19 protein-coding genes are annotated in these 25,696 nt (G+C 54.0%); 16 read left to right on the forward strand and 3 right to left on the reverse strand.

The annotated features are described in order from the left end of the window. The 15 genes from ndk (at position 1) to ACI48K_RS07595 (ending at position 19,785) form a co-directional block, all read left to right on the forward strand. Complete coding sequence (gene ndk / locus ACI48K_RS07525; RefSeq protein ID WP_475026941.1) at positions 1-444, forward strand: nucleoside-diphosphate kinase; 444 nt, start codon at positions 1-3, stop codon at positions 442-444. Beyond that, the gene (locus tag ACI48K_RS07530; RefSeq protein WP_475026942.1) at positions 435-1,265 is read left to right on the forward strand and encodes a CheR family methyltransferase; all 831 of its coding nucleotides are present in this window, start codon (positions 435-437) and stop codon (positions 1,263-1,265) included. The genes ndk and ACI48K_RS07530 overlap by 10 nt, the downstream gene beginning before the upstream one ends. A 68-nt stretch (positions 1,266-1,333) precedes the next feature. Next, a complete protein-coding gene (locus tag ACI48K_RS07535; RefSeq protein WP_475026943.1) occupies positions 1,334-1,501 on the forward strand; it encodes a hypothetical protein in 168 nt (55 codons plus the stop codon). Between the two features lie 188 nt (positions 1,502-1,689). Next, on the forward strand, positions 1,690-8,088 hold the full coding sequence (locus tag ACI48K_RS07540; protein WP_475026944.1) for an S-layer homology domain-containing protein: 6,399 nt from the start codon (positions 1,690-1,692) through the stop codon (positions 8,086-8,088). Positions 8,089-8,288: 200 nt separating this feature from the next. Beyond that, entirely contained in the window at positions 8,289-9,458 is a 1,170-nt protein-coding gene (gene aroC, locus ACI48K_RS07545; RefSeq protein ID WP_475026945.1) for a chorismate synthase, read from the forward strand. Continuing rightward, on the forward strand, positions 9,458-10,561 hold the full coding sequence (gene aroB, locus ACI48K_RS07550; protein ID WP_475026946.1) for a 3-dehydroquinate synthase: 1,104 nt from the start codon (positions 9,458-9,460) through the stop codon (positions 10,559-10,561). Before aroC ends, aroB begins: the two co-directional genes overlap by 1 nt. Next, a complete protein-coding gene (gene aroH, locus ACI48K_RS07555; protein WP_475026947.1) occupies positions 10,554-10,928 on the forward strand; it encodes a chorismate mutase in 375 nt (124 codons plus the stop codon). Before aroB ends, aroH begins: the two co-directional genes overlap by 8 nt. A 454-nt stretch (positions 10,929-11,382) precedes the next feature. Further along, positions 11,383-12,945: an anthranilate synthase component I gene (gene trpE, locus ACI48K_RS07560; RefSeq protein ID WP_475026948.1), complete on the forward strand. Its 1,563-nt coding sequence runs from the start codon at positions 11,383-11,385 to the stop codon at positions 12,943-12,945. Positions 12,946-12,961: 16 nt separating this feature from the next. Continuing rightward, a complete protein-coding gene (gene trpD / locus ACI48K_RS07565; RefSeq protein WP_475026949.1) occupies positions 12,962-14,002 on the forward strand; it encodes an anthranilate phosphoribosyltransferase in 1,041 nt (346 codons plus the stop codon). Continuing rightward, positions 13,992-14,834 (forward strand): indole-3-glycerol phosphate synthase TrpC, encoded by an 843-nt coding sequence (gene trpC / locus ACI48K_RS07570; protein WP_475026950.1) that lies wholly within the window; start codon positions 13,992-13,994, stop codon positions 14,832-14,834. The genes trpD and trpC overlap by 11 nt, the downstream gene beginning before the upstream one ends. After that, positions 14,827-15,495, forward strand: coding sequence for a phosphoribosylanthranilate isomerase (locus ACI48K_RS07575; RefSeq protein ID WP_475026951.1), 669 nt, complete (start codon positions 14,827-14,829; stop codon positions 15,493-15,495). Before trpC ends, ACI48K_RS07575 begins: the two co-directional genes overlap by 8 nt. Continuing rightward, entirely contained in the window at positions 15,492-16,691 is a 1,200-nt protein-coding gene (gene trpB, locus ACI48K_RS07580) for a tryptophan synthase subunit beta (RefSeq protein WP_475026952.1), read from the forward strand. The genes ACI48K_RS07575 and trpB overlap by 4 nt, the downstream gene beginning before the upstream one ends. Beyond that, positions 16,688-17,509, forward strand: a complete 822-nt coding sequence (gene trpA / locus ACI48K_RS07585; RefSeq protein WP_475026953.1) for a tryptophan synthase subunit alpha — start codon at positions 16,688-16,690, stop codon at positions 17,507-17,509. The genes trpB and trpA overlap by 4 nt, the downstream gene beginning before the upstream one ends. A gap of 44 nt (positions 17,510-17,553) precedes the next feature. Beyond that, on the forward strand, positions 17,554-18,651 hold the full coding sequence (gene hisC, locus ACI48K_RS07590; RefSeq protein WP_475026954.1) for a histidinol-phosphate transaminase: 1,098 nt from the start codon (positions 17,554-17,556) through the stop codon (positions 18,649-18,651). Between the two features lie 39 nt (positions 18,652-18,690). Next, on the forward strand, positions 18,691-19,785 hold the full coding sequence (locus tag ACI48K_RS07595) for a prephenate dehydrogenase (protein ID WP_475026955.1): 1,095 nt from the start codon (positions 18,691-18,693) through the stop codon (positions 19,783-19,785). A 243-nt stretch (positions 19,786-20,028) separates the two neighbouring features. Here ACI48K_RS07595 and ACI48K_RS07600 read toward each other — a convergent pair whose 3' ends face one another. From ACI48K_RS07600 to ACI48K_RS07610, 3 genes are all read right to left on the reverse strand, one after another. Beyond that, on the reverse strand, positions 20,029-20,190 hold the full coding sequence (locus ACI48K_RS07600; protein WP_475026956.1) for an aspartyl-phosphate phosphatase Spo0E family protein: 162 nt from the start codon (positions 20,188-20,190) through the stop codon (positions 20,029-20,031). Positions 20,191-20,438: 248 nt separating this feature from the next. Then, positions 20,439-20,960, reverse strand: a complete 522-nt coding sequence (locus ACI48K_RS07605; RefSeq protein WP_475026957.1) for a DUF302 domain-containing protein — start codon at positions 20,958-20,960, stop codon at positions 20,439-20,441. A 108-nt stretch (positions 20,961-21,068) separates the two neighbouring features. Next, positions 21,069-21,974, reverse strand: a complete 906-nt coding sequence (locus tag ACI48K_RS07610; protein ID WP_475026958.1) for a helix-turn-helix transcriptional regulator — start codon at positions 21,972-21,974, stop codon at positions 21,069-21,071. Between the two features lie 137 nt (positions 21,975-22,111). On the opposite strand from ACI48K_RS07610, the gene ACI48K_RS07615 reads away from it, so the two are divergent. Next, positions 22,112-25,237 carry an alpha-mannosidase gene (locus ACI48K_RS07615; RefSeq protein WP_475026959.1) on the forward strand — a complete coding sequence of 1,042 codons (3,126 nt, stop codon included), beginning with the start codon at positions 22,112-22,114 and terminating at the stop codon, positions 25,235-25,237. The last annotated feature ends 459 nt before the right edge of the window (positions 25,238-25,696 follow it).

Below are 25,696 nucleotides of genomic sequence, written 5' to 3' on the forward strand. Positions count from 1 at the left end.
ATGGAAAGAACGTTTTTGATGGTGAAGCCGGACGGCGTTGAGCGTGGGCTTATTGGCAGAATTATAAGCCGTTTTGAAGAAAAAGGCTTCCAATTGGTAGCCGGCAAACTGGTTCAAGCGACCGAAGCCCAGGCGAAAAAGCATTATGCCGAGCATGAAGGAAAACCGTTTTTCGACGAACTGGTCAGCTTCATTACTTCCGGCCCTGTATTTGCAATGGTGTGGGAAGGCGACGACATCATCGTATTATCCCGTCTTGTCATCGGCAAGACGAAAGTGACGGAGGCGCTCCCCGGTACGATTCGGGGCGATTTTGCCGCACACACGCCGTTTAATTTAATCCATGGTTCCGACGGAATTGAAAGCGCAACCCGGGAAATCGAGAATTTTTTTGCGCCGCATGAACTAATACCTTATACAAGGAGCATCAGCCCATGGATCTAAACCGGATCATCCCCGACTCCTCTCGGGAGGACGACACAGACAAAGCGGATCCCGATTATTTGGGTTTTATTCAGAGCATCAAGAAAAACACGGGCATCGATTTGGCCCAGTACAAAGAGGCCCAAATGAAACGGCGCTTGACGACCCTGCGCAACAAAAACGGGTATCCGACCTTCGCCGCATTTTTCACGGCGATGATGGCCGAAAAGGCGCTATTCTACGAATTCCTGGACAAGATGACGATTAACGTCTCCGAATTTTGGCGTAATCCGAACCGCTGGGAGGTTTTGCGGGACAGCGTGCTGCCTGAACTCGCCGCCGGCAAGCAGCGCCTGAAAATCTGGAGCGCGGCCTGCTCTACCGGCGAGGAGCCATATACGTTATCGATGATTCTTGCGGATAAAGGGCTGTTAAGCAGCACCTATCTGCTTGCGACGGACATAGACGAAGGGGCGCTTGGCAAAGCGGCGGAGGGGCTGTATCTCGAACGTTCGCTGAAGGATGTTCCCGCGGATGTTGCGAAGCGTTATTTTACGCCGGAAGGCGCGATGTACCGTTTTGACGCCAAGCTGAAGAAAGCGATCACGTTCAAGAAGCAAAATCTGCTGCTCGATACGTTTGAGGAAGGGTTTGACATGATCGTTTGCCGCAACGTCATGATCTATTTTACCGAAGAAGCCAAGCATGGGCTTTATCATAAGTTTTCCAAAGCGCTGCGTCCGGGAGGCATTTTGTTCGTCGGGAGCACGGAGCAGATCTTCTCGCCTGGGCAATATGATCTGGAAGCGTCGGAGACGTTCTTTTACCGTAAAAAAGGATAATCCGATCGGGTATATTCCGGCTTGCGGTTTCCAATACTTGAGAACATCAGGATATTGGGGGTCAGGTCATGGATAAGCGAAAAGTTATCGAAGCATATCGGCGGGGATTCCTTACGCCGCAGGAATGCGCGCAAGTTTTGGGTATCGAAGGATCTCATTTGAAAAGATTGCTGGAAGACCTTCCTGATGAGCCTAAGCGCACTGCAGCCTTGGATAACCAGCCGGCCTCCGGTTAAGTCAATGAACAATGAATTGGAAAACGTCAGGGTGATTGGACAATCCCTTGGCGTTTTTTTGCATTTCTGGTCTTTATGCCGTAATTTCGTATAATCACACCACTATTCCCTTAAGATCGGACATCAAAATGAAAGCGCTGTTATTTTATGATGATGAGGAAATGAACCTGATCGAGGGAGGTTTGCGAATGAAAAGGCTGAAGTCTGCAGTGGTCTCGCTGCTGGCGCTGCTGCTTGTTCTGACATCTTTTCCGGTCTACGCGGCGGAAGGTAATTCGGGCGGAACCGGCACGGGACAAATTCCCGGAGGCACTGTCATGATCAAGAACAAATGGCAAAGCAATTATTTGTATGAAGCATCGGACGGAAAAGTACTGTACGGGGTGACAAGCATGTCCGACGCTTCCGCCCATTGGACGGTGGAGACGGACGAAGGCGTTTCGCGCATCAAGAACGCAAAAACCGGACATTACATCAGCATCGCTCAAACCATGAAGCGGGAAGACCCGCTGACAGCTGTCGATACGGCGGCTCCCGGCATCCAAGAACAATGGTACATAGACCTTTCCAGCCGGGAAGGGTATATGGTCATTCGCAGCGCTTCTCAGCCAAATAGCAATCTGGTCATTCACGAGGAAGACCAGAAAGGTTATGCGCAGACGAGCTCCGATATTAACATTACGTTTGAAAGCCCTCAGTGGGCGTTTGTCGCGGTGGACGGCAAGACGCCGGTAAGAATCGAAAGCCGGATGCGTCCCGGTCAAGTGATGTTCGAAGAGGACGGCAAGGTGAAGTACGGCCCTGTGGATGCGCGGGATACGAAGTCGCATTGGTACGTCGAAACAGGACAGGATACCGGAACGGTTCAAATCCGCAACCGGCAAACCGGGCATGTTATTACGCAAAATTTAACCACCTGGGCCGGGACGCCGGCAGCGGACTCGAATCCGGACGATCTTTCCCTTAGCGAATGGGTGCAAGTGGACGACCCTGCCGGCTCCGGGTATGTGGGCTTTCGAAATTCGCAGCAGCGTACGGAGACGGATACAACGAATCTGATCGACTGCTGGCTGAATCCCCAATTCGACGGCGACAACGAAGTCCGGTCCAACAACTGGGCGGGAGGGATCGAGGGCACCAATGTTCAGTGGCGTATCATTCCTGCCTCGGACATGGCGCCGGTCCGAATTGCAGCTTATACGAATGAAAGCGTAGGCACCGACTTCCTTTATGAGGACAGCGGCGTACTAAAGCACGGAACGCTGGATCAAATTGCAAATGCCTCCTCCGCCTTATGGTTGCTTGAGGATTATGACGGCAGCAAACGTATCCGCAACGAGCAGTCCGGCCAATATATCGTGCTGGAGGGCGGCTCGCTGTCGGTGAAGCAGGCCGATCCGGCCGGGCCGGGAGACGGATGGAAGCTGAACGCTTCCCTAGAGTACGACGATTATACGACGATTGAAAATATTAGTTCGGCAGGAAGTTATATTTCCGCCAGTCCGGGCGGAGGCGCGGCGGTAACCGGCGATGGCGCCAGCCTTGACGCTCAGTGGGAGTTGGTCGATCCGTCGGCTTTGGCGGGCGGCGAGGAGACCTACATCCGCATTCAAAACAGCTGGCAGCCGTATTACTTGTACGAGAATAACGACGGGACAATAAAATACGGCAACGCCCGCAAGGATGATCGGCGGGATCAATGGGTCGTACAGAAGTACAATGGCCGCAAGCTGATCAAAAACCGGGAAACCGGGCACTACATGAACGTGGCGCAAATGCCGGAAGGCCATATACAGGCTACTGCGCTGGAAGATTTGACCCTTGTGGATAACGGCTTCGTCTGGTCGGTCAAAACGCTGTCCGGCGGCAACAAATTAATGAGCAGCATGAAGGATTATGTCGCGGGACAACCGGCGGATAAATTTGTTTCAATTCAAAATTTGACCAAATACGCGGAGTACAGCGCAATCAATCCAACCTGGGGAAGCCCGCAATGGAAATTCATTACGGTCGCGGAACCGAAACCGCAGCTTTTCCGCTTTCAACTGAAAGGAACGAATCAGTATTTGTATGAGACGCCGACTGTCGATCCGACCGTCAGTGAAGTGACTTACGGCGAGATTGCGGACGACGACCGCTCGTCGGTCTGGTTCCTGGAGGATGTAGCCGGTTCGAACGGCGCGGTAATGATCAAAAACACGAATTCCGGTAAGTATATGGCACTCGAAAACATCGCCGGCCACGAAGCTGACGATAATCCGCCGGAGTATTTGCAGACGCTCCAAACCGTGTATTCGACCTGGGCCAGCGTCAAATGGTATGTGCAACCCAGCGCCACGAACAGCTCTTACGTCAATATCAAAAGCGGCTGGGCCGGTCACTTTTTGTATGCCGCGCTGGATGAACAGAACCGGCCGGTTGTGCGCATGAACAAGGCCCCGGGAACTGATGCGCTGGATGCCGCCCAGTTCGTTGCGGTGCCGGTGGCGGAGGCAGCGGAACCGATTCCGGCGTCTCCGGTCAAAATCAAAAGCGCCCTGAACGGCCAATATTTGTACGAGAACCGAAACGGCATCGTGTTGTACGGCAACACGGCGCCGGATAATGGATATGCCCAGTGGCTGATCGCTTCGGATCATGGCCATGAAGTTATTCAAAACCGGGCAACGGGCCATTACCTGACCCTGAATAACGAATATTCGTATCTGGAAAGCAAAGGGAATACCCCCGATTCGAACGGCGCTTCGGTCTGGTCCGTGACGAGGGCGGACGGCAGCGCGAACGTGATCATTCGCAGCTTGTACGACGGCTACGACGACGAGTACGTTAACGTCCAAAATAGCGCGGGATATGCGGAACGCGCCCTTTTGCCGGAATCGTGGGGTTCGGCGCAGTGGTTGCTTGAACCGGCGGAAGGCGAGTACACGACGCCGGAAATGGACGCGCCGCGTAATCTGAATACGGCGACACCCGTACAAAACGACACGAATCTCATCGTCATCTCGCCCAAAGGAGAACGGGATAAGGTGCTGTCCGAACAAGGCGGCAAACTGGTATACCTCGGAGCGTCCGGCAGCGGGGGAGCGTCGCGCTGGCTGCTTCAGGACTATAACGGCCGAAATTTGATCAAAAATGCGGCGACCGGCCGCTATATCGGACTTGACAATCGGCAGCAGCCCGTGCTTTTAAGCGGCGGATCGGGACTATTCGCGCAGTGGTCGGTACAGGAAGAGCTCGGATATCGGACTTTGGAAAACGCGGCTGCGGCGGGGACGCTGAACCATAACGGCGATCGGATCGAATACGGCGCCGCTGCCGGACAGGACAGTGCGTCATGGAGCTTTACCCCGCTGGCAAGCGATATTGTGTACCCGGTACAAAATGCTTTTCATGGAGAGGGAGTTTTGCGCTTTGCTGTCCGCGCGACGGACGAGGCGGAATACACAGCCATAATTCGCTATAATAACAAGTCCGGTGCTGCGCAGCAGCTTGGGCTGCAAGTGAACGGTCTGGATCAAGAACCGGTCGTTTTGAACGCGGCCGAAGGGTCGCGCATGGCCGAAATCAAGCTGAGCTTGCGCGCTGGGATGAACTCGATGTCAATTAGCGGCGGCGCTGCGGAGATGGATGAACTCGGCATCGAAAGCCTGACGGTCAAGAACAGCATCGGCAAAAATTACCGGGGAGCTACGGTACCTTATATCACCTATGAAGCGGAGGATGCCGCAACGAACGGAACTTTGATCGGACCGTCCCGCAAATATCGCAGCATCGCATCGGAAGCTTCGGGGCGCAAGGCGGTATCCCTCGAGCAATACGGGGATTATGTGGAATTTACGCTGGCAGAGACCGCCAATTCCATCGTGCTGCGCTATTCGATGCCGGACAGCACGGACGGTCAGGGTGAGGAGAAGACGCTGTCGCTATATATTGATGGACAGTTTAAACGGCATCTTAACTTAACGTCGAAGTACGCTTGGGAATACGGGAGCTATCCGTGGAGCAACGATCCGGCTCAAGGCAGTGGACATCGCTTCTTTGACGAAATTCACGCGCTGATCGGCGATGTGCCGGAGAACGCCGTGATTCGCTTGCAGAAGGATGCCTCCGATACAGCCGCCAGTTATGTGATAGACCTGGTGGAAATGGAGCAGGTGGCCTCCCCGCTGGCAATGCCGGAAGGCTTCCTGCCGGTGACGGATTACGGCGGGGTCCCAGACGACGGTAACGACGATACGGAGGCATTCAAAGCGGCGCTGGAAGCGGCCAAGGCTAGCGGCAAGGGCGTGTGGTTTCCGGAAGGCACGTTTGATTTCGGGGATGAACTGCTTCAATTGGACTCCGCCGTGATCCGCGGGGCCGGCATGTGGTACACGACGCTGAAGGGCGCCAAGTTCTACGGGCACGGCGGCCGGATCGAAGTGTTCGATCTCTTGATCGACGGCGGGATCAACGTGCGGGACGACGAAGCGGTGACGAACGCCTTCCATGGTGCCTTCGGCCAGGGCTCCATCATCCAGGACGTATGGATCGAGCATTCGAAGGCCGGGCTATGGCTGACGCAGCCAAACGGCGAAACCGCCCGGACAAACGGACTGTACATGATGGGACTTCGCATTCGCAATTTGATGGCCGACGGAATCAACTTTGCGGTTGGCACAAGCAACAGTATGATGGAACAGAGCGATATCCGTTATCCGGGTGATGACGGGATCGCGATCTGGTCCTTTACGGACGAGAAGCTGAAGGACGTAAACGGGGATGAGCGGACGCCGAGCATAAATAACACGGCTCGCTTCAACACGGTTGCCTTGCCTTGGCTCGCCGATAATATCGTCGTATTCGGCGGCAAGGGCAACAAGATTCAGGATAACATCGCGAAAGACACGATCACAAACGGTGCGGGGATTGCCATATCCACCCGGTTCAGCGCGGAGCCGTTCGATGGAACGACCGTGGTGGAACGCAATACGCTGATTCGCACCGGAAGCTATGACAGCGGGTATCTCGTCAATCTCGGAGGCTTGTGGCTGTATGCCGGTGAAAGCAATATGACCGGAACAATTATCGTGCGGGACAACGCCGTACAGGACAGCACTTTTGCCGGATTGATCGTCCATGGCGATTTTTCGCTGGAGGATGTGCTTCTGCAAAATATCGTCATTGACGGAGCCGGCACGAACGGTCTGGAAGTCACGCCGAATGTGAAAGGCTCGGCGACCGTTGACAATGTCATTGTCCGCGGAGATCGTATCCAGATGGTCTCCGATCCGGCGGCGGCATTTGCCTTCAAGGAGATCAATCAGGGTTTCGCCTCCGTACAGCGGACAACGCCGCAGCCTCCGGTCGATCCGGGCAGTCCCGGCGGCGGGTCCGGCGGCAGCGGGGGAGGAGCCGCTCCGGGAACTGGATCGGCCTCAGTAGCGACCGGAGGCACGGATGTTGCGGCCAACGACAAGGCGCTTTCGGATGCCGCCAGCGGCGCTCAAACGGTCATCGAGATCAAACCGCAGGCGGACGGAAGCGCGAGCTTCAGCGCCGGAGCGATCCGGCAAGCGGCGGCGGCTAGTCCGGATTCCGTGCTCCGCATCGTGAACGGGGACGCCTCCTGCCGAATTCCGCTGAAGCTCGTGGATGAAATACTCAAAGGGCTCGGCGATCAAGATGCATCGACCGCGGTTCTGACATTTACCGTTATATCTGTGCCAGATACCGTTCAGCAACAGATGGCCGATCAAGCTTCGAAACAGGGGCTTCTGCTAAAAGGTCCGGCGGCGGAATATAAGCTGCAGGTGACAAAAGGCTCCGAAGAAACGGTCATCCGTGATTTCGGCCGAAATTATGTCGAGCGGTCGCTGACCATAGATGACGCGCTGAACCCAGACACCGCTGTGGCCTTGCTATACGATCCGGCAGCGGGAACGTTCAGCTATGTGCCCGCTCTGTTTGCAAGCGATGGGGAAGAAACGATCGTTACGGTGAAGAGCCCGCTGAACGGAATTGTCGTGATTGCCGATCATCCGGTCATTTTTGCCGATACGAAGTCGCACTGGGCTAAAGAAGAGGCAGCACAGCTTGCTTCCAGATTCATCGTTAACGGAGTATCGGAAGCCGGGTTTGCTCCCGAACGCTCGGTGACCCGGGCCGAGTTCGCCGCAATGCTGGTCCGTTCGCTGGGCCTGAGCTCATCCGGCGCGAACGAAGACGGCGAGCCGTTCAGTGATATCCCGGATAACGCGTGGTACACGGATGCGATTGCCGATGCGGCCGAGCTTGGCATCGTCTCTGGAGACGGGGACAGAATGTTCCATCCGGGTCAGGAGGTCACCCGCGAGCAGATCGCGGTTATGGCTGCCCGTGCGCTGGCCCTTCTGAAAGAGCGCGAAAAAGCCAGCGTCGCTTCTTCCTTCGGCGACAGCGATCAAATCCACGGCTGGGCGAAGGATGACGTGGAATGGCTGAGCGGCATGCAGATCGTCTCCGGGTTACCTGATGGGACATTTGCGCCGAACCGGACGGCAACTCGGGCCGAAGCAGCCGTAATCCTGAAGCGGCTGCTCGTGGCGGGCGGACTCTTGAACGATTAGAAATGCGAGGATTGTTGCGTAATAATGAACTTATTTTTTAAGAACGATATCAAGAAGAACCGCCCTGTTGGCGGTTCTTCCGCTTTTTCGGGGAGTTTTTCGCCTTTCTTGTCAAAAGGAAGAAAGCTATACTATAATAAGCAAAGATATCTTCGGATTTTAGCTCTTTACAGTTTAACAGTTTAAAGGGGGAACGCATCATGAGTTTACGTTACTTAACGGCGGGGGAGACGCATGGACCCCAGCTGACTGCGATTATAGAAGGATTGCCGAGCAATCTTGAACTGGATTTTGACGCGCTCAATTTTGAGCTGGCCCGTCGTCAAAAAGGTTACGGAAGGGGCCGGCGGATGCAAATCGAGAAAGATACGGCGCAAATCGTCGGCGGAGTGCGGCACGGTTATACGACCGGCGCGCCGGTGGCGCTTGTCGTTGAGAATAAAGATTGGACCCATTGGCGGAACATTATGAATATCGAGCCGATCGAAGGGACGGATGAGGAGAAGCGTCGGGTGAACCGACCGCGGCCGGGTCATGCGGACTTGAGCGGCGGCTTGAAATACAACCTTAAGGATTTGCGGAACGTGCTGGAGCGTTCCAGCGCCCGGGAAACGGCGGTTCGTGTCGCGGTTGGGGCCATTGCCAAGCAATTGCTGGAGCGTTTCGGGATTCGCGTTGGCGGTCATGTCATCCGTATCGGCGAAATCGAGGCGCCGCCGATGAATCTGCCGCTGGAAGAGCTCGTCAAAGTGACGGAAGCCTCCTCCGTACGTGTGGCGGATGCCGATACGGAGGCAAAAATGGAAGCCTACATCGACCGGATCAAAACGGACGGCGATTCCATCGGCGGGATCGTGGAGTGCATTGTGGAAGGCGTACCGGCGGGTCTCGGCAGCTATGTGCAGTACGACCGCAAGCTGGACGGACGTATCGCACAGGCGGTCATGTCGATCAACGCCTTCAAAGGCGTGGAAATCGGAATCGGCTTTGAAGCCGGGACGCTGCCGGGTTCCCAGGTGCATGATGAAATTTTGTACAGCGCGGAGCGCGGTTATTATCGGGCGAGCAACCGGCTTGGCGGCTTTGAAGGCGGTATGACGAACGGAATGCCGGTGATTGTCCGCGGCGTCATGAAGCCGATCCCTACGCTGTACAAACCGCTGCAAAGTGTGGATATCGATACGAAAGAGCCGTTTGCGGCTCAGGTGGAACGCTCCGACGCTTGCGCGGTTCCCGCAGCCAGCGTGGTGCTGGAGCATGTCGTTGCCTGGGAAATCGCCAAGGCATTCCTCGAGAAATTCGGCGGCGACTCGATTGAGGAAATCGAGCGTAATTACGAGAGCTATAAGGCTCAGTTGGAGAATTACTGATGAGAACGCTGAAGGTTGATTTGGAAGAGCGCTCGTACCCGATTTATATCGGCGGGGGCTTGCTTGCGAGCGCCGGGGAGTTTTTCGAGCGCCATCAATTGGCTAAGAAAAGCCGTATTTTGATCGTTACCGACGATCATGTAGGCCCTCTTTATCTGGAAAAGGTGGAGCGGTCGCTGCGGGAGGCAGGCTATTCCACCGTCAACAAGGTTATTAAGGCCGGGGAAAAATCGAAATCACTCGATGTGTTCGAGGAAGTGATGACAACGGCCATCGAGGGCGGGTTGGATCGGCGATCGGCCGTCGTAGCGCTTGGTGGCGGCGTGGTTGGCGATTTGGCCGGGTTTGTCGCCGCCACCTATATGCGCGGCGTCACGTTCGTGCAGATGCCGACGACGATTTTGGCGCATGACAGCAGCGTTGGCGGCAAAGTGGCGGTTAACCACCGGCTGGCGAAAAATATGATCGGAGCCTTTTATCAGCCCGAAATGGTGCTGTACGATGTTGACACGCTGCAAAGCTTGCCGCCGCGGGATGTACGGTCGGGGTTAGCCGAAATGATCAAGCATGGGCTAATCTGGGATGAGGCCTTCGCCGATTGGTGCCGCGAGCATACCCGCGAATTGCTGGACTTGGACCCGGATGCGCTGGGACATGGCCTGAATTTGGGATGCTCGATTAAGGCTCAGGTCGTTTCCGTCGACGAGAAGGAGCATGGTCTGCGGGCGATCCTTAATCTTGGACATACGATCGGGCACGCGCTGGAAGCGATCGGGGGCTATGGCGAATTTCTGCATGGAGAAGCAATCTCCATCGGCATGGTCGCCGCGGCGCGCTTGGCGGTGAACAGAGGCAAGGATCGCTCGATTTATGAATATACGAAAACCATTCTGAGCGGCTTTGGTTTGCCGACGCGTATTCCGCCGCATCTGGATACGGAAGATATTATCGCCGCCATGATGCACGACAAGAAGTTCCAGGAGCAGCAGCTCGTTTTTGTGCTTCCCGCCTCGATCGGCAAGGTGGAGATCGCACCTGACGTAACGGTGGAAGAAGTACGCCGGGTTATTTCGGAAGAAAAAGAGGAGGGACAGCATGTATAGCCGAGGCATTCGCGGAGCTACGACGGTGCTCCATAACGAGGAGCAGGAGATTTTGCAGGCTACGGCCGTTTTGCTGAAAGAAATCGTGGACCGCAATCAAATCGAGCCGGAGGATATCGGCAGCGTCTGGATTACCGTGACGCCGGACCTCGACGCGACGTTTCCTGCGCGGGCGATCCGGGATTTAAACGGTTGGGACCTGGTTCCGCTGATGTGTTCGACGGAGATTCCCGTTAAAGGCGCCCTGCCGAAATGCATCCGCTTGTTGATCCAGGTCAATACGAACAAAACCCAACGCGAAATGAAGCATGTATATCTTAACGAAGCCACTAGGTTGCGGCCCGACTTGATTGTACCCGGATCCTGATGCCAAGCTTGCAAGAGATTGGAGGGAATTCCGGTGTTGCCAAACCGGAGCATCGTAAGTTATAGTAGTTTTAAGATTTTAGCGAATAGTTAGTGAGAAATGAGTTAAGTGTTTTCAGAGACGAGTAGAGTTTAGCTGAGATGAGCAGAGTTTAGCTGAGAGAAAAGTAATGTTGAGCCTTTTGTTTTGCCGCACCGGATGTTTTTTGGAACAAGGTTAAGCGGAGAAACGGTATTTTCCGATTTTCGACCGCATTTTGGCCAATTTTCAAGGTATGGCCGCCTTATTTTCCTGTCCGCTTGCGCGTCAGAACTCCAATTTGGCCAACAACTTTCCTGTAAACTCCAAAAATCCAACGAACCTCTACTTCGGTAGAGGTTTTTTTATTTGGTTTCTAAGGCACAAGCCCCTATTTACTCGCCAAAAAACCATTCCAAAAAGGAAGTGAACCAAAGTGACAATCCCGCAAACAGAAGAGGTTATCGCATTGGCCAAGGATTATAACCTGATTCCCATCGTTCGTCCGCTGCTGGCCGACTTGGAAACCCCCATTCGGATTTTCCGTCGGGTCGCCCGGCGGGAACGGGCATTTTTGCTGGAAAGCGTGGAGGGCGGCATTCAGTGGGCGCGATACTCATTTATCGGCACGGATCCGTTTCTGATGATTTCGGCCAAAAAGGGCGAGATTGTTATAGAGCGAGAGGGCGTCAAGCAAACTTTGCGTTCGAACAAACCAATAGACGAGCTGAAGGCGATTTTGCGGGGATACCGCAGCCCGAAGTTAAAAGAAATGCCGCCGTTCACAGGCGGAGCGATCGGTTTTTTCGGCTACGATTTGCTGCAGTATTACGAGAAGCTGCCGTCGCACCGGGTCGACGATATGAACATGCAGGATATGCAGTTTATGTTTTGCGATCAGGTCATCGTTTTTGATCATGTGAAGCAGCGGATCCTGCTCGTCGGAAACGTGCATGTCAAGGAAGGCGACCGCGACGAGGACATTCGCAGCGCTTATGTAAGAGCCGAACGGAAGCTTGACGAATTGGCGGATCTGCTGCATCAGGAAGGACCAAGCGAAAGCTTTAACCGCCGCCCGCTGCCGGTGGTGACCGATCTGGGAGAGGTCCGGTCGAACCTGACGAAGGAGCAGTTCATTGCCAATGTGGAAAAAGGAAAAGAGTATATTCGCGCCGGCGATATTTTTCAAGTGGTGTTGTCGCAGCGGTTTCACATTGAAACCGAGGTGGACCCGCTGCATGTGTACCGGGTGCTTCGCACGCTGAACCCTTCGCCGTACATGTACTACCTCAAGCTCGACGAAGAGATCATCGTCGGCACTTCGCCCGAAGCGCTCGTTAAGGTCGAGAACGGCCGGGTGGAAACGCGTCCCATCGCAGGAACAAGGCCGCGGGGCGCTACGGAACAGGCGGATCTGGAGCTTGAGGCCGAGCTTTTGAAAGATGAAAAAGAACGAGCTGAGCATTTGATGCTGGTCGATCTGGGCCGCAACGACCTGGGCCGGGTATCGGAGTTTGGCAGCGTGAAATGCGATTCTTATATGGAAATTGAGCGATACTCCCACGTAATGCACATGGTTTCGAAAGTATCGGGGAAGCTGCGCGGCGACAAAGATTTCTTTGATGCTTTCTTGTCCTGCTTGCCGGCGGGCACGGTGTCCGGCGCGCCTAAGCTGCGGGCGATGGAGATCATCGCCGAACTCGAAAAGGAAGCGCGCGGCACTTACGCCGGGGCGATCGGATATCTAGGCTTTTCCGGCAACATGGATTCCTGCATTACGATCCGGACGATTGTGTTCAAGCATGGCAAGGCCTATGTCCAGGCGGGAGGCGGCATCGTCTGGGATTCGGTCCCGGAAAATGAGTATCAGGAGTCGGTGAATAAAGCTAAGGCTCTGCTGACCGCGATCCGGACGGCGGAGCAAATGTTTCCGCCGACCGCCAAATCTGAAGGTGTCATCAATCAGGATTATCTATATCAATATACTCCGGGACAATGAAGAGAGGAGAATGGCGATGAACGGACTTGAAACGGTTCAGGAAGGGATCAACAAACTGATTCAGGGGCAGGATTTGCTAAGAGGAGAAGCTCGCGGCATGATGGAAGCCATTATGAACGGCGAAACGACTCCGGCGCAAATCGGCGGCCTGCTGACGGCGCTGCGGATCAAGGGCGAGACGGTCGAAGAAATCACCGGTTTTGCCGAAGCGATGCGCGGAGCGGGAAGCCGGCTGCGTACGGAAACGAAACAGCTGCTCGATACATGCGGGACGGGTGGCTCGGGTATCCATAAATTCAACATCTCGACAACATCGGCCATCGTCGCCGCTTCGGTTTCCGTCAGAGTGGCCAAACACGGCAACCGTTCGGCAACCAGCCGTGCCGGAAGCGCCGATGTGTTGGAAGCGCTGGGAGTCAACATCCAGCTTAATGCAGATCAGGCCAAACGCTGTCTGGACGATATCGGCATCTGCTTTCTGTTCGCACAGCTATATCACCCTTCGATGAAGCATGCGGCCGGGCCGCGTAAAGAACTCGGCATTCGCACGGTATTCAACATGCTGGGGCCGTTAACCAACCCGGCCGGGGCTGATCGCCAGGTACTTGGAATTTATGACGGCGGCAAAACCGCCACGATCGCCGAAGTGCTGCGTGAACTGGGATCAAAGCGCGCGCTCGTGGTTACGAGCCGGGAAGGACTGGACGAGATCAGCATTTCCTCACCGACTAGGGTATCCGAACTGAAAAACGGTGAAATTCACACGTATGACCTTCAACCGCAGGATCTTGGACTTAAAACGTACTCGCTTTCCGAAATGATGGGGGGCGACGCCGTGACGAACGCGGCCATTATCGAACGAGTGCTGCAAGGTGAAAAAGGAGCGTACCGCGACGTCGTGCTTGCGAACGCAGGCGCCTGCATTTATGTAGCGGGCCTTGCGGACAGCATTCGCGAAGGAGTGGCCATCGCCGCCGAAGCGATCGACTCCGGCAAAGCGTTCGGCAAGTTAAATCAGCTGATACAGACCACGGGGGAACTAAGCTATGTATCTTGATCGCATCGTAGAAACAAAAAAACAGGAAGTCGAGAAATTAGCCGCTGCGTTGTCCATTGAAGACGCCAAACGCCGCATATCGGAGATGGCGCCGACCCGCGGTTTTTACCAGGCGTTAACCACGGGTAAAAAACGCAATATGGGACTCATTGCCGAGGTCAAAAAGGCCTCCCCGTCCAAAGGCCTCATTCGTCCGAATTTCCATCCGGTAGAGCTGGCGCTCGCCTATGAATCGGCGGAGACGGATTGCATTTCCGTGCTGACCGACGAGACTTATTTTCAAGGCAGCGGGGCGTATCTGACAGCCATCCGGGAAACAGTCGGGGTGCCGCTGCTGCGGAAGGATTTCATTATCGACGAGCGGCAAATTTACGAAGCCCGGCTGCTAGGCGCCGATGCCGTGCTGCTGATCGCCGCGATCCTGAGCGATGCGCAGCTGAGCGATTTCATGCGGATTGCCGGGGAGCTTGACCTGGACGTGCTGCTGGAGGTACACGACAGGGAGGAGCTAAGTCGCGCTTTGCGGCTCGAAAACGTGAAATTGATCGGTATCAATAATAGAAATTTGCGGACATTTGAAACGTCGCTGGAGACGACGGCTGCTTTGGCGCAGCATATTCCCGCAGGCGTAACCCTCATCAGCGAAAGCGGCATCCGCGTACCGGAGGATATCCGGTATCTCGCCAAGAACGGGGCCGGAGGCGTGCTGATCGGAGAGACCTTTATGCGCAGGGAACGGGTTGATCTGGCCGTTCACGAGCTGCTTGGATTGCCGAAATCGGCAGAGAGTTCGGAGCTTCAACCGGAGGGGAGCAGTAGGCATCATGACTGAGACCGCCGTAAAAATTTGTGGACTTCAAAGCGTTGAAGTGCTAAAATCTATGAAGAACTTGCCGGTCGATTATGTCGGATTCGTGTTTGCCCCAAGCCGTCGGCAGGTTACAGGGACAAAAGCGGCGGAACTGCTGCCCATATTGGCGCAGTGGAATACCGGCCAAATCCCGCGGAGCGTCGGCGTGTTTGTCAACCCTTCGATTCAAGAGCTTGCGGATGTTTTGTCCGAGGCCAAGCTTGATGTTTTGCAGCTTCACGGTACCGAAAGCCCGGAATTTTGCCGGGAGGTCAAGAATGCTTTCGAAATCCCGATCTATAAAGCTTTTTCCGTAAAAAATGACGGATCGCTCCATGGCGAGCGATCCTTGGAATTATATGACGGTTTATTGGACGGCCTGCTGCTGGATACCTACGATCCCGGATACGGAGGCGGCTCCGGGGTGGCTTTTGCCTGGCACTTGGCGGCCCCTTATCAGGAATGGGCAAAACGGCAGGGGATTCCTTTTCTCGTTGCGGGCGGGCTTCATCCCGGCAATGTGAAGGAACTCATCGGAAAGGTTTCCCCGGACGGCGTGGATGTGTCGAGCGGAGTGGAGACGGACGGCGTCAAAGATATCGCAAAAATATCGGCTTTTGTGGAAAGGGTGAAGGAATCATGACACAGGTACCGGATCAGCACGGACGGTTTGGCCCATTTGGAGGCCGTTATGTGCCTGAAACGTTGATGAACGCCTTGATCGAACTGGAGGAATCCTATAAAAAGAACGCGGCGGACCCCACATTTCAAGAGGAAATCGACTATTTACTGAAACAGTATTCCGGACGGGAAACGCCGCTATATTACGCAGAGCGCTTGAGCAAGCATTTGGGCGGAGCCAAAATCTATTTGAAGCGCGAAGATTTGAACCATACGGGTGCACATAAAATCAACAATGCCGTCGGTCAGGGGATTTTGGCCAAGCGCATGGGCAAAAAGAAAGTCATTGCCGAAACCGGAGCCGGCCAGCACGGCGTAGCGACAGCTACGGTGGCCGCATTGCTCGGCATGGAGTGCAAGGTGTTCATGGGCGAGGAAGACACGAAACGCCAGCAGCTCAACGTGTTCCGCATGAAGCTGCTGGGAGCGGAAGTCGTTCCCGTCATGTCGGGAACGCGGACGCTGAAGGACGCCTGCAACGAAGCGCTGCGCTACTGGGTGAGCAACGTGCAGGATACGTTTTATATTCTTGGCTCGGCCACCGGACCGCATCCGTATCCGATGATGGTGCGCAATTTTCAGCGCGTGATCGGCGACGAGACGCGCCGGCAGATGCTGGAGCAGGAAGGGAGACTTCCGGATCTGCTCGTTGCCGCGGTTGGCGGAGGAAGCAACGCCATCGGCATGTTTTATCCTTTTATCGAAGACAAGGATGTGCGGCTTGTGGGCGTTGAAGCGGCCGGCCGCGGAATCGACACCGAATTTCATGCCGCAACGATGACGAAGGGCAGCAAGGGGGTTTTCCAGGGATCGCTGAGTTATCTGCTTCAAGACGAACACGGTCAGGTACAACCCGCCCATTCCATTTCCGCGGGACTGGATTATCCGGGGATCGGGCCCGAGCATTCCTATTTGAAGGATATCGAGCGGGCCAAATACTTTCCGATTACCGATAAAGAAGCTCTGGACGCACTGCAATTGCTGAGCCGGACGGAAGGTATCATTCCTGCGCTGGAATCGGCCCATGCGGTGGCTCAGGTCGTCAAAATGGCGCCGGTTATGAGCCCCGGCGAAATCGTAGTGATATGCTTGTCCGGCCGGGGCGATAAAGACGTCGAATCGATTATGGCGTATACGGAAGGCGGGGTGACGATATGAGTGCGGCTGCGATCAATTTGCTGGACCGGACGTTTGCGGACTTGAAAGAGCAAGGCAAAACGGCGCTAATTCCGTTTATCACAGTGGGCGATCCGGACCCGGAAACGACGCTGGACCTCTTGCTCGTATTGCAGGAATCCGGAGCCGATGTCATCGAGCTTGGCGTTCCCTATTCAGATCCGCTTGCGGACGGCCCTGTGATTCAGCGGGCTTCCGAGAGGGCTTTGGCTCATCGTGTCACCATCGAGTCTTGTATCGAGACGGCACGCAAGGCCAAAGAGCGGGGCGTACAATTGCCGTTTGTGCTGTTTACCTATTACAATCCCGTATTGCAAACGGGGCTGGAACGCTTTTTCGACTTGCTGCAAAATGCCGGGATCAGCGGCCTGATCATTCCCGATCTTCCCTATGAGGAAGCGGAGGAGGTTCTGGCGATGGCGGACGCCGCAAACGTCAAGCTGGTTCCGCTTGTCGCGCCGACTTCAAGCGGCCGAATCTCGGGGATTCTGGAGCGCGCCCGCGGCTTTGTCTATTGCGTGTCCTCGCTTGGCGTCACCGGGGAGCGGGCTTCTTTTCATGATAGTGTCGACGATTTTATCGCTTCGGTCAGAGCGCAAACCGATTTGCCCGTTGCGGTGGGTTTCGGCATTTCCAGCGGAGAGCAGGTACGGCATTTCGCCAAAATTTGCGACGGGGCCGTCGTAGGCAGCGCGATTGTGCGGAAAATCGAGGAAAACCTGCCGCTGCTTCAAGCGGCGTCCACGAAGGAGCAAGGGTTATTGCAAATTCGCAACTTTGTGGCACAATTGAAAATATGAATTGAGTGATTAACTTACGTGAACATGTGCGAGGAGGAATAGATATGTTGCCAAAACCCCGGATCGTCGATCTTCCGGTGTATCAGCCGGGCAAACCGATCGAGGAAGTGAAGAAGGAGCTGGGCTTGGAGGAAGTCATCAAGCTTGCTTCCAACGAGAATCCTTATGGATGTTCTCCTCGTGTCCTCGCCGCGATCGAGCAGGAGTTCGGTTTGCTTAACCTGTACCCTGACGGGAGCGCGGCGGAATTGACGGACGCTTTGGCAAGCCTTCATGGCGTGAAACGCGACCAGATTATATTCGGCTGCGGATCGGATGAGATTATCGCATTGATTGCCCGGGCGTTTTTTATGCCGGGAGACGAGTCGGTAATGGCCGACCAGACCTTTTCGGTCTATAAGAGCAATGCCGACATCGAAGGCGCGGTCAGTATCGAGGTTCCGCTCAAGGATGGCGTTCATGACCTGGAAGCGATGCTATCCAAAGTCGGCGCCAAGACCAAAGTAGTGTGGATCTGCAATCCGAACAATCCGACAGGAACAATCGTGCCGGACAGCGCCCTGCTTTCTTTTCTGGACCGCGTACCGGGCCATGTGCTTGTCGTTTTGGATGAAGCTTATGCCGAATATGTGACGGATGCCGAGTATACCAACGGGATCGCGCTGCTGGACAAATATCCGAACGTAGTTGTGCTGAGAACGTTTTCGAAAATTTACGGATTGGCTTCGCTGCGCATCGGTTACGGACTTGGGCAGCCGGGCGTAATCAAGCTGATCAATCAGGTGCGCGAGCCGTTCAATACGTCCCGAATCGGGCAAGCGGCGGCGCTGGCCGCTATTGGGGACAAGACTTTTGTTGCCGAGTGTAAGGAGAAAAACCGCAGCGGCATCGAATATTTGTACAGCGAGTTTGATAGACTCGGCCTCGATTATTTTCCGGCCCACGGCAATTTTATTATGGTTAACGTCAAAACGTCGGCCATGGACATGTTCCAATCGCTGCTTAAGCTTGGGATCATCATCCGTGCGGGATTTCATAAATATCCGCAACATATCCGGATTTCGGTCGGATCGGCCGAGCAAAACGTGAAGCTGATCTCCGCTCTGGAGCAGGTGCTCGGCAAGCGGGAAGCCCATATATAAACCATCATTTTATTCGCAGAAAACGAGTGAGAGATCATTATGACGACGAAAATAGCCATTTTCGGGGTGGGACTGATCGGCGGATCTCTGGCGCTTTGCTTTAAAGGCAAGCCGGGGATCACCGTCGTCGGCCACAGTCATCGCCCTGATTCCTTAAACCGAATCGCAGAACGCGGCGTTGTGGATATCGCGACATTATCCATGGAAGAGGCGGCGCTGGACGCCGACTTTATTTTTTTGTGCGTGCCGGTCGGCAATCTTGAGCCTTATTTGCATGAGCTGAATCGCCTTCCGCTTAAAGAAGGCTGCATCATCACCGATGTGGGCAGCACCAAAACGTCAGTGGCGACTTGCGCGGAGCGCATCTCGCGGCCCGGGGCTCATTTCATCGGCGGCCATCCGATGGCCGGATCGGAACGGTCCGGCGTAGATGCCGCTTCGACGCTGCTGTTTGAGAATGCCTTCTATGTGCTGACACCGTCCCAAAACGTTCCGGAAGAGGCCTATGCCAAGCTGGAGCAGCTTCTCGTGTATACCAAGGCTCAAATCGTTCGCGTCGATCCGGTCATGCACGATGAAATCGTTGGGGCGATCAGCCATCTGCCGCATATTATCGCAGTTGCGCTAGTCAACCAGGTGTGCGATTACAACGCCTCCAACGGCTTATACCGGATGCTGGCGGCCGGCGGTTTTCGCGACATCACCCGGATTGCGTCCAGCGATCCGCTGATTTGGCGCGATATTTTGCTTAGTAACCGCAAAGTGCTGTTGAGTCTGCTGAAAGATTGGAATCAGGAAATCGGCGGATTCATTTCCATGCTGGAAGAACAAAACGGAGACGGCATCGAAGAGGCTTTCGCCAAAGCCAATTTGTTCCGTGGCGAGCTGCCTGAACGTCGCAAAGGCGCCATAACGTCGACCTTCGATATTTATATCGATGTTCCCGACCATCCGGGCATTATCGGGCAGATCGCTACTGAGCTCGGACTCCGGCATATCAATTTGAGCAATATGCATATCATCGAAAGCCGGGAAGACGTCCCGGGCGTTTTGCGGCTGTCATTCCGCCAAGAGCGTGAAATGGAGCGGGCCAAAGAGCATCTTCATTCGCTGGGGTACGACGTCTACGTCTGAACTTTGCAAAGCCGAGATGGCTTTGCAGCAGGAAATGTAAGCGCTAAAAAAAACTTGTTGACAGAATGAAAACGTATACAATATAATAGAACTACAGTATGGTTTCTCTCCACTCCTATCCAATATCTGCATGTTCTGAAAATGAGCATGGGGCCGCTTACATAGCGGTCTTTTTTTTGTCTTATTTTTATTCCCGTCCTCTTTCGATAAATGAGAAGGAGCCGCTAATGCGGCTCCCCTGAATCATCTGGTTGATCTCTGCAGCAGCCAACGATTATATTCGTTAAGCAACTCATCCAATCGTTGACTTAAAATCACAAGTTCACGGTCGGCAAGACGTTTGTACTCGGCTAGTTTATTCAACTCCAACCGGAGCTCTTCGATCTTTTGGATAATTTCATCCACGGGAACAGCTCCTAGAATGTAAGGTTCTATGTAAAACGTTCGCTGTGCACCGCGATCCGTCTTGCGGAATCCCGAAGTTAGTCCTATTCCGCACCAGGACTAAAGTGGTATTTATACTTTTCTATGTATTAAATTGCAAATCCTCCCTGATTATTTGAGGTTTTAGGAAAATATGTCGAAATTTAAGAATCCGCCAAGTCTGTCCATTCACTGGTATTAGCGATCAAGCCCCGTATTTGCGGAGTTTTTTAGCGGTAATTGGCAAGGATGGAGTGCACGACGCTGTCGATTCTGCTGTCGAGCAGCAGGCCGAGTTCGGCGAGTGCAGGCTGATGAAGCGAGGCCATAAAAGAAGAAGGACGGTCAAATGAGATGATTGCGCCGCCAGGATGACCATTATCATATAGGCTGACGCGAAAAGGAACGTAAAGTGCGGCCCGGATGTCCACACTAAGAATTCGTTCGGCGATGATTCCGTTTCCCACGAGATAAAGACGGCATTTTTTAACGCTTTGATCCAGTGAAACAAGACGTCCCTGATCGATATGGAAAAAAATCATAAGCCCGTGCGGGCCTGCCATACGCTGAATTACGCTTGTCACCGTACTCCAGGGAGCTTGCTGCTGAATGAGCATACTCTCGGCGAAGGGATCCCATCGCCCCATCTCCCGTTCAAACGCATACACCAAAGCTTCGTAACCGAGTCCCGTCGGGATATCTTCCCTTTGAATCCACGCTTGGCTAACCGCCCTGAAGTTGTCGTATCCCATTCCCATCTTCCTTTGGCGAGGGGCGAAGCCCTCCGATACTGGACCTTTGACCTATTGGCTCAGGTCAGTACATTATACTCGGATGGCCAAAAATATGTGAATGCCTATTTACTTCAAAACCGTTTTTCGATAAACCAGGGGACTGACGCCGTATTTTTTCTTAAATGCTTTGCTGAAATAATAGATGTCGGGGAAGCCGGATTGTTCGGCGACTTCCTTGATGAACAGGGAGGAATGCTGGAGCAGCTCACAGGCCTTTTCCAAGCGGATCCGGTTCATTTCCTCAATGATGGTTTTTCCGGTTTTTTGCTTGTAAAGGCGGGACAGATGCCCATAGCTCATGTGCAGGGAAGCGGCTAACTCTTCTACGCTTAAGCGTCCCCCATGGAAATCTTCCAAATACACCTCGACTTTTCGAATCAGTGCATCGCGCACGCCGCCGGAAGCCGCATCTGAGACTCTGCCAGGCCTTGGAACGGCAGCCAAAGCAACCAGAAATTGAACGAGCAGCAGTTGCAGATAAAGCTTCGGGCGATCAAGCTCAGCTTCGTCGAACAACTGCACTAGGGTAGACAGCAGTCCATGAGTATCACGGTATGCGCCGGGTCTGAAGTCCTTCAATTTGACCAGTTTGTCAAATAAGGAATCGGCGTTGCCAAGCTCCTCATGATGATTCGCGCCGCAGGCTCCGGGTCTGAACCTCCAGCGCAGGCAGATGCCTTCCAGCGGATTTTCGCGGTAATACACATGGGAGTGGGTCATTCCCGGAGGGATGAGAAAGAATTCGCCCTCCCGGATCAAAACGTCCTCGTCATAGAAACGGGTCAGCATTTGTCCCGAAAAGACATAATTGAATTCGTACCAGGTGTGCGAATGGGCCGGGCATCTTCCGCCGTTGCCGGTTTGTTCAAAAACGATATCCACCCAATCAATGACCGCATCATTCACCTGGATTTCACAGCATAGTTCGTTGAGTTTCGCCGGAAGCTTGCCTTTCCACGCTTTGAAATCCACGGATTTCCCTCCTTGTCACATCTCCATAATCATATCATAATAAGACAAGAAATGATGAGGATAAGAAATTTACTTAAGGAGCCCGGGTAGGCAAAATGAGAAGGTGGAGATCATCTTGTACCCGGGAGGGACTTAATATGTTTTGGACAGAAGAGAAACTGGACGCTCGGATCAGGGAGCTCGCGTCGTATCGTTATCGCGATATCCGGCCGATCGCCGAATTCCGCGCGCTGACGGACGAAGACGGCGGCATTGGAACAAGACCGCCGGCAGACGGGGCCTGGACGACGATGAAAGCTCAGGATCGCTGGGAAGGACGCGATCTATACTTATGGCTTGAAGCGAATGTGAACATTCCTCAAGAATGGAGAGGACGCCGAATCGTGGGGGTGTTCGATTTCGGCCGGACGGGCGGCGGCGGAAACTCGGGTTTTGAGTCGCTGATTTATGTAAATGGCCAGCCGTATCAGGGCGTGGATTCAAATCATCAGGAGGTCTTTTTGTCCGAGGAGACGGCAGGCAGCGATGTGCTGCTGCAATTCCGGCTTTGGTCGGGACTGGAAGGCGGAGGGAAGCCACGGATTCAGGAACACCGGTTATACCGCGCGGACGTGGCTTGGCTGGACGATGCGGCCGATCGGCTGTATTATACGGCAACAGCGGTTTTGCAAACGGTTAAAGTGATTCACGAGCATGCGCCGGAGCGCTTTGATTTGCTGAATGCGCTCGATGGAGCGTTTCTTCTCATCGATTGGTCCGCGCCGGGCTCTGAATCGTTTTATGCTACGATCGCGGAAGCCGAAGAGCAATTGACTGGGGCCATCGCGGCGCTCAAGAAATCGTCCCCGGTCACGGTTCACTGCATCGGGCATACCCATATCGACGTGGCTTGGTTATGGCGGCTGAAACATACCCGCGAAAAAGCGGCCCGCTCCTTCAGCACCGTGCTGCGGCTGATGGAGATGTTCCCTGAGTATGTGTTCCTGCAAACGCAGCCGCAGCTGTACGAATATTTGAAATCGGATTATCCCGAACTTTACGCGCAGCTCAAAGAACGAGTTAAAGAAGGCCGATGGGAAGCGGGCGGAGGCATGTGGCTGGAAGCGGATTGCAATCTGACGAGCGGCGAATCGCTGGTTCGCCAATTGCTGTACGGTACCCGGTTCTTCCGTGAAGAATTCGGCGCGGAATGCACGTATTTATGGCTTCCCGACGTGTTTGGCTACAGTTGGGCTTTGCCGCAAATCTTGCGCAAGTCGGGCATCGATACGTTCATGACGACGAAAATCAGCTGGAATCAATACAACCGGATGCCTCATGACACTTTTAAATGGCGCGGAATCGACGGCAGCGAGGTGCTGACTCATTTCGTGACGACGCCGGAAGACAGCAGATACTGGTGGTATACATACAATGGCCAGATCAATGCGTCAAGCGTTAAGGGCATTTGGGACACGTATCAGGACAAGGAAATCAATAAGGAGCTGCTGCTTTCGTACGGGTACGGCGATGGCGGCGGGGGCGTGAACCGGGAGCATCTCGAGCTGCGCCGCAGAATGGAATCGATGCCTGGCCTTCCGAACGTCGTGACGGGAAGAGCCGATGAATATTTCGCCAAGCTGCATGAGACGGTAAATTCGACGGATCGTTACGTGCATACCTGGGATGGGGAACTGTATCTGGAGTACCATAGAGGGACCTATACCAGCCAGGCGCGCAACAAAAAATTCAACCGCAAGATGGAGCTGCTGTCGCGGGATACGGAATGGCTTCTTAGCCTCGGCGCTTTGCTCCGGGGAAGCTGGGCCGGTTATCCGAAGCAAAAGCTGGATGAGAGCTGGAAAACGATTCTGCGCAACCAGTTCCACGATATTATTCCCGGGTCGTCCATCCATGAGGTTTATGAGGATTCCACGCTCGAATACGAACATGCTCAAAACCTTCTTGAGGAATGCCGCATAGAAGCGATTCATACTCTGACCGCGGATGCCGAAGGCGAGTTTACGGTTTGGAACCCTTCTTCCTGGGCTTACAGCGGACTGGTTGCCCTCCAGGATTCTCATCCGGAAGTGCGCTGGAGCGATGCGGACGGGACGCTGCTGGACTCCGAGTTCGACGGAAAAACCCATTGGGTCAAAGTGAAGAACGTTCCGCCGCTCGGCTTTAAGTCGCTGCATCGCAGCTTAAGCGGAAGCACCGCCGTGGCAACCGGTGAGCAACCTGCTTTTACGGCTTTGCCAAACGGCATTCAGACGCCTTACTACAAATTGGAATGGAATGAAAACGGCCAGTTGACCTCTATTTTCGACCGGGTGGCTGGCCGCGAGGTATTGGCTCCGGGGCAAAACGGGAATGTGCTTCAAGTATTTGAAGACAAACCGAAAATGTATGAGGCGTGGGATATCGATATTTTCTATCAGGAGAAACAACGGGAAATCACGGAGCTTGCGAACTGTTCGATTGAAACGGGAGCCCTTCGCTCGGTTGTTTCGTTCACCTGGAAATACGCGGAGTCAACGGTTAAACAGGACATGATCGTCTATGCGGACCAGCGTCGGATCGATTTCAAGACGCATATTGATTGGCAGGAGCGTCAACAACTCTTGAAAGTGGCATTCCCGGTCAGCGTGCGGGCAACGGAAGCGACCTATGACATCCAGTTTGGCAACGTCAAACGTCCGACGCATTGGAATACATCGTGGGATTGGGCCCGTTTTGAGACGGTTGGCCATCAGTGGGTTGATCTATCCGAACACGGTTATGGCGTCAGCTTGCTGAATGATTGCAAATACGGCTATGACGTCAAAGACAATGTCATTCGTTTGTCCCTGCTGAAATCCGCCACCTATCCGGACCCGGAAGCCGACCGTGGCGAGCATGACTTTACGTATTCGCTGTTCCCGCACGAAGGCCATTGGTCGGAAGGCGGAACGGTGCAGGCCGCGTCGCTGCTGAATCAGCCGGTGTACGCAACCGAAGGGAAAACCGGCGCGCCGTCTTTCTCTCTGCTTAATGCGAGCGGAAGCGCCGAAGTCGTGATCGACACCGTGAAAAAAGCCGAAGACGACGACAGCCTGATTGTTCGTTTCCATGAGTACAAGGGCGGACGCGGTCAAATCCGTTTGAACAGCGATCTCGTGATCTCTGCATGGCAGGAAACGGATCTTCTGGAACGTCCGGCTGGTGACCTGTTCGAAACGAACTCGCCCGTGATTTCCATCGCGCCGTATGAGATCAAAACGATTCGTTTGTCCCTTCGCTGAAAAGCCTCAATCGAAACTAACCCCCAACCGGAGTGATCCGGATTGGGGGTTTTTATTAATGGCCTCAGCCAGTTGAGCTAGTGAAGCGTGGAAAACAGAAACCGCCCGCTATGCGGATGGTGCAATTGATGCTTATAGCAAAAAAACCTGATGCAGACGTCTATATAAGAGTGTTCAAGCAACTACGTATAACGAAAGGAAAAGGGGATTTAATGGCTAGTACCTCATCAACTCAAATAGACTCTTCATACTACTTCTCATCTATAGAACCAAACTAACTGGAAATTCTCCTGTTAATTGGGCCCTTCTTGAATCCGAATGAACATTAACTGGAAATCCTCCAGCTAAAGCATCGATTTAGGCCGTTGATTTCTTTGTTTGCCGAAATTAGTTAAGATGAACGAAAGGCAGCCCCTGTTCGCACACCGTAGGTTAAAATGGAAGTGATAGACCACCATT

Source organism: Paenibacillus terrisolis, assembly GCF_056171975.1.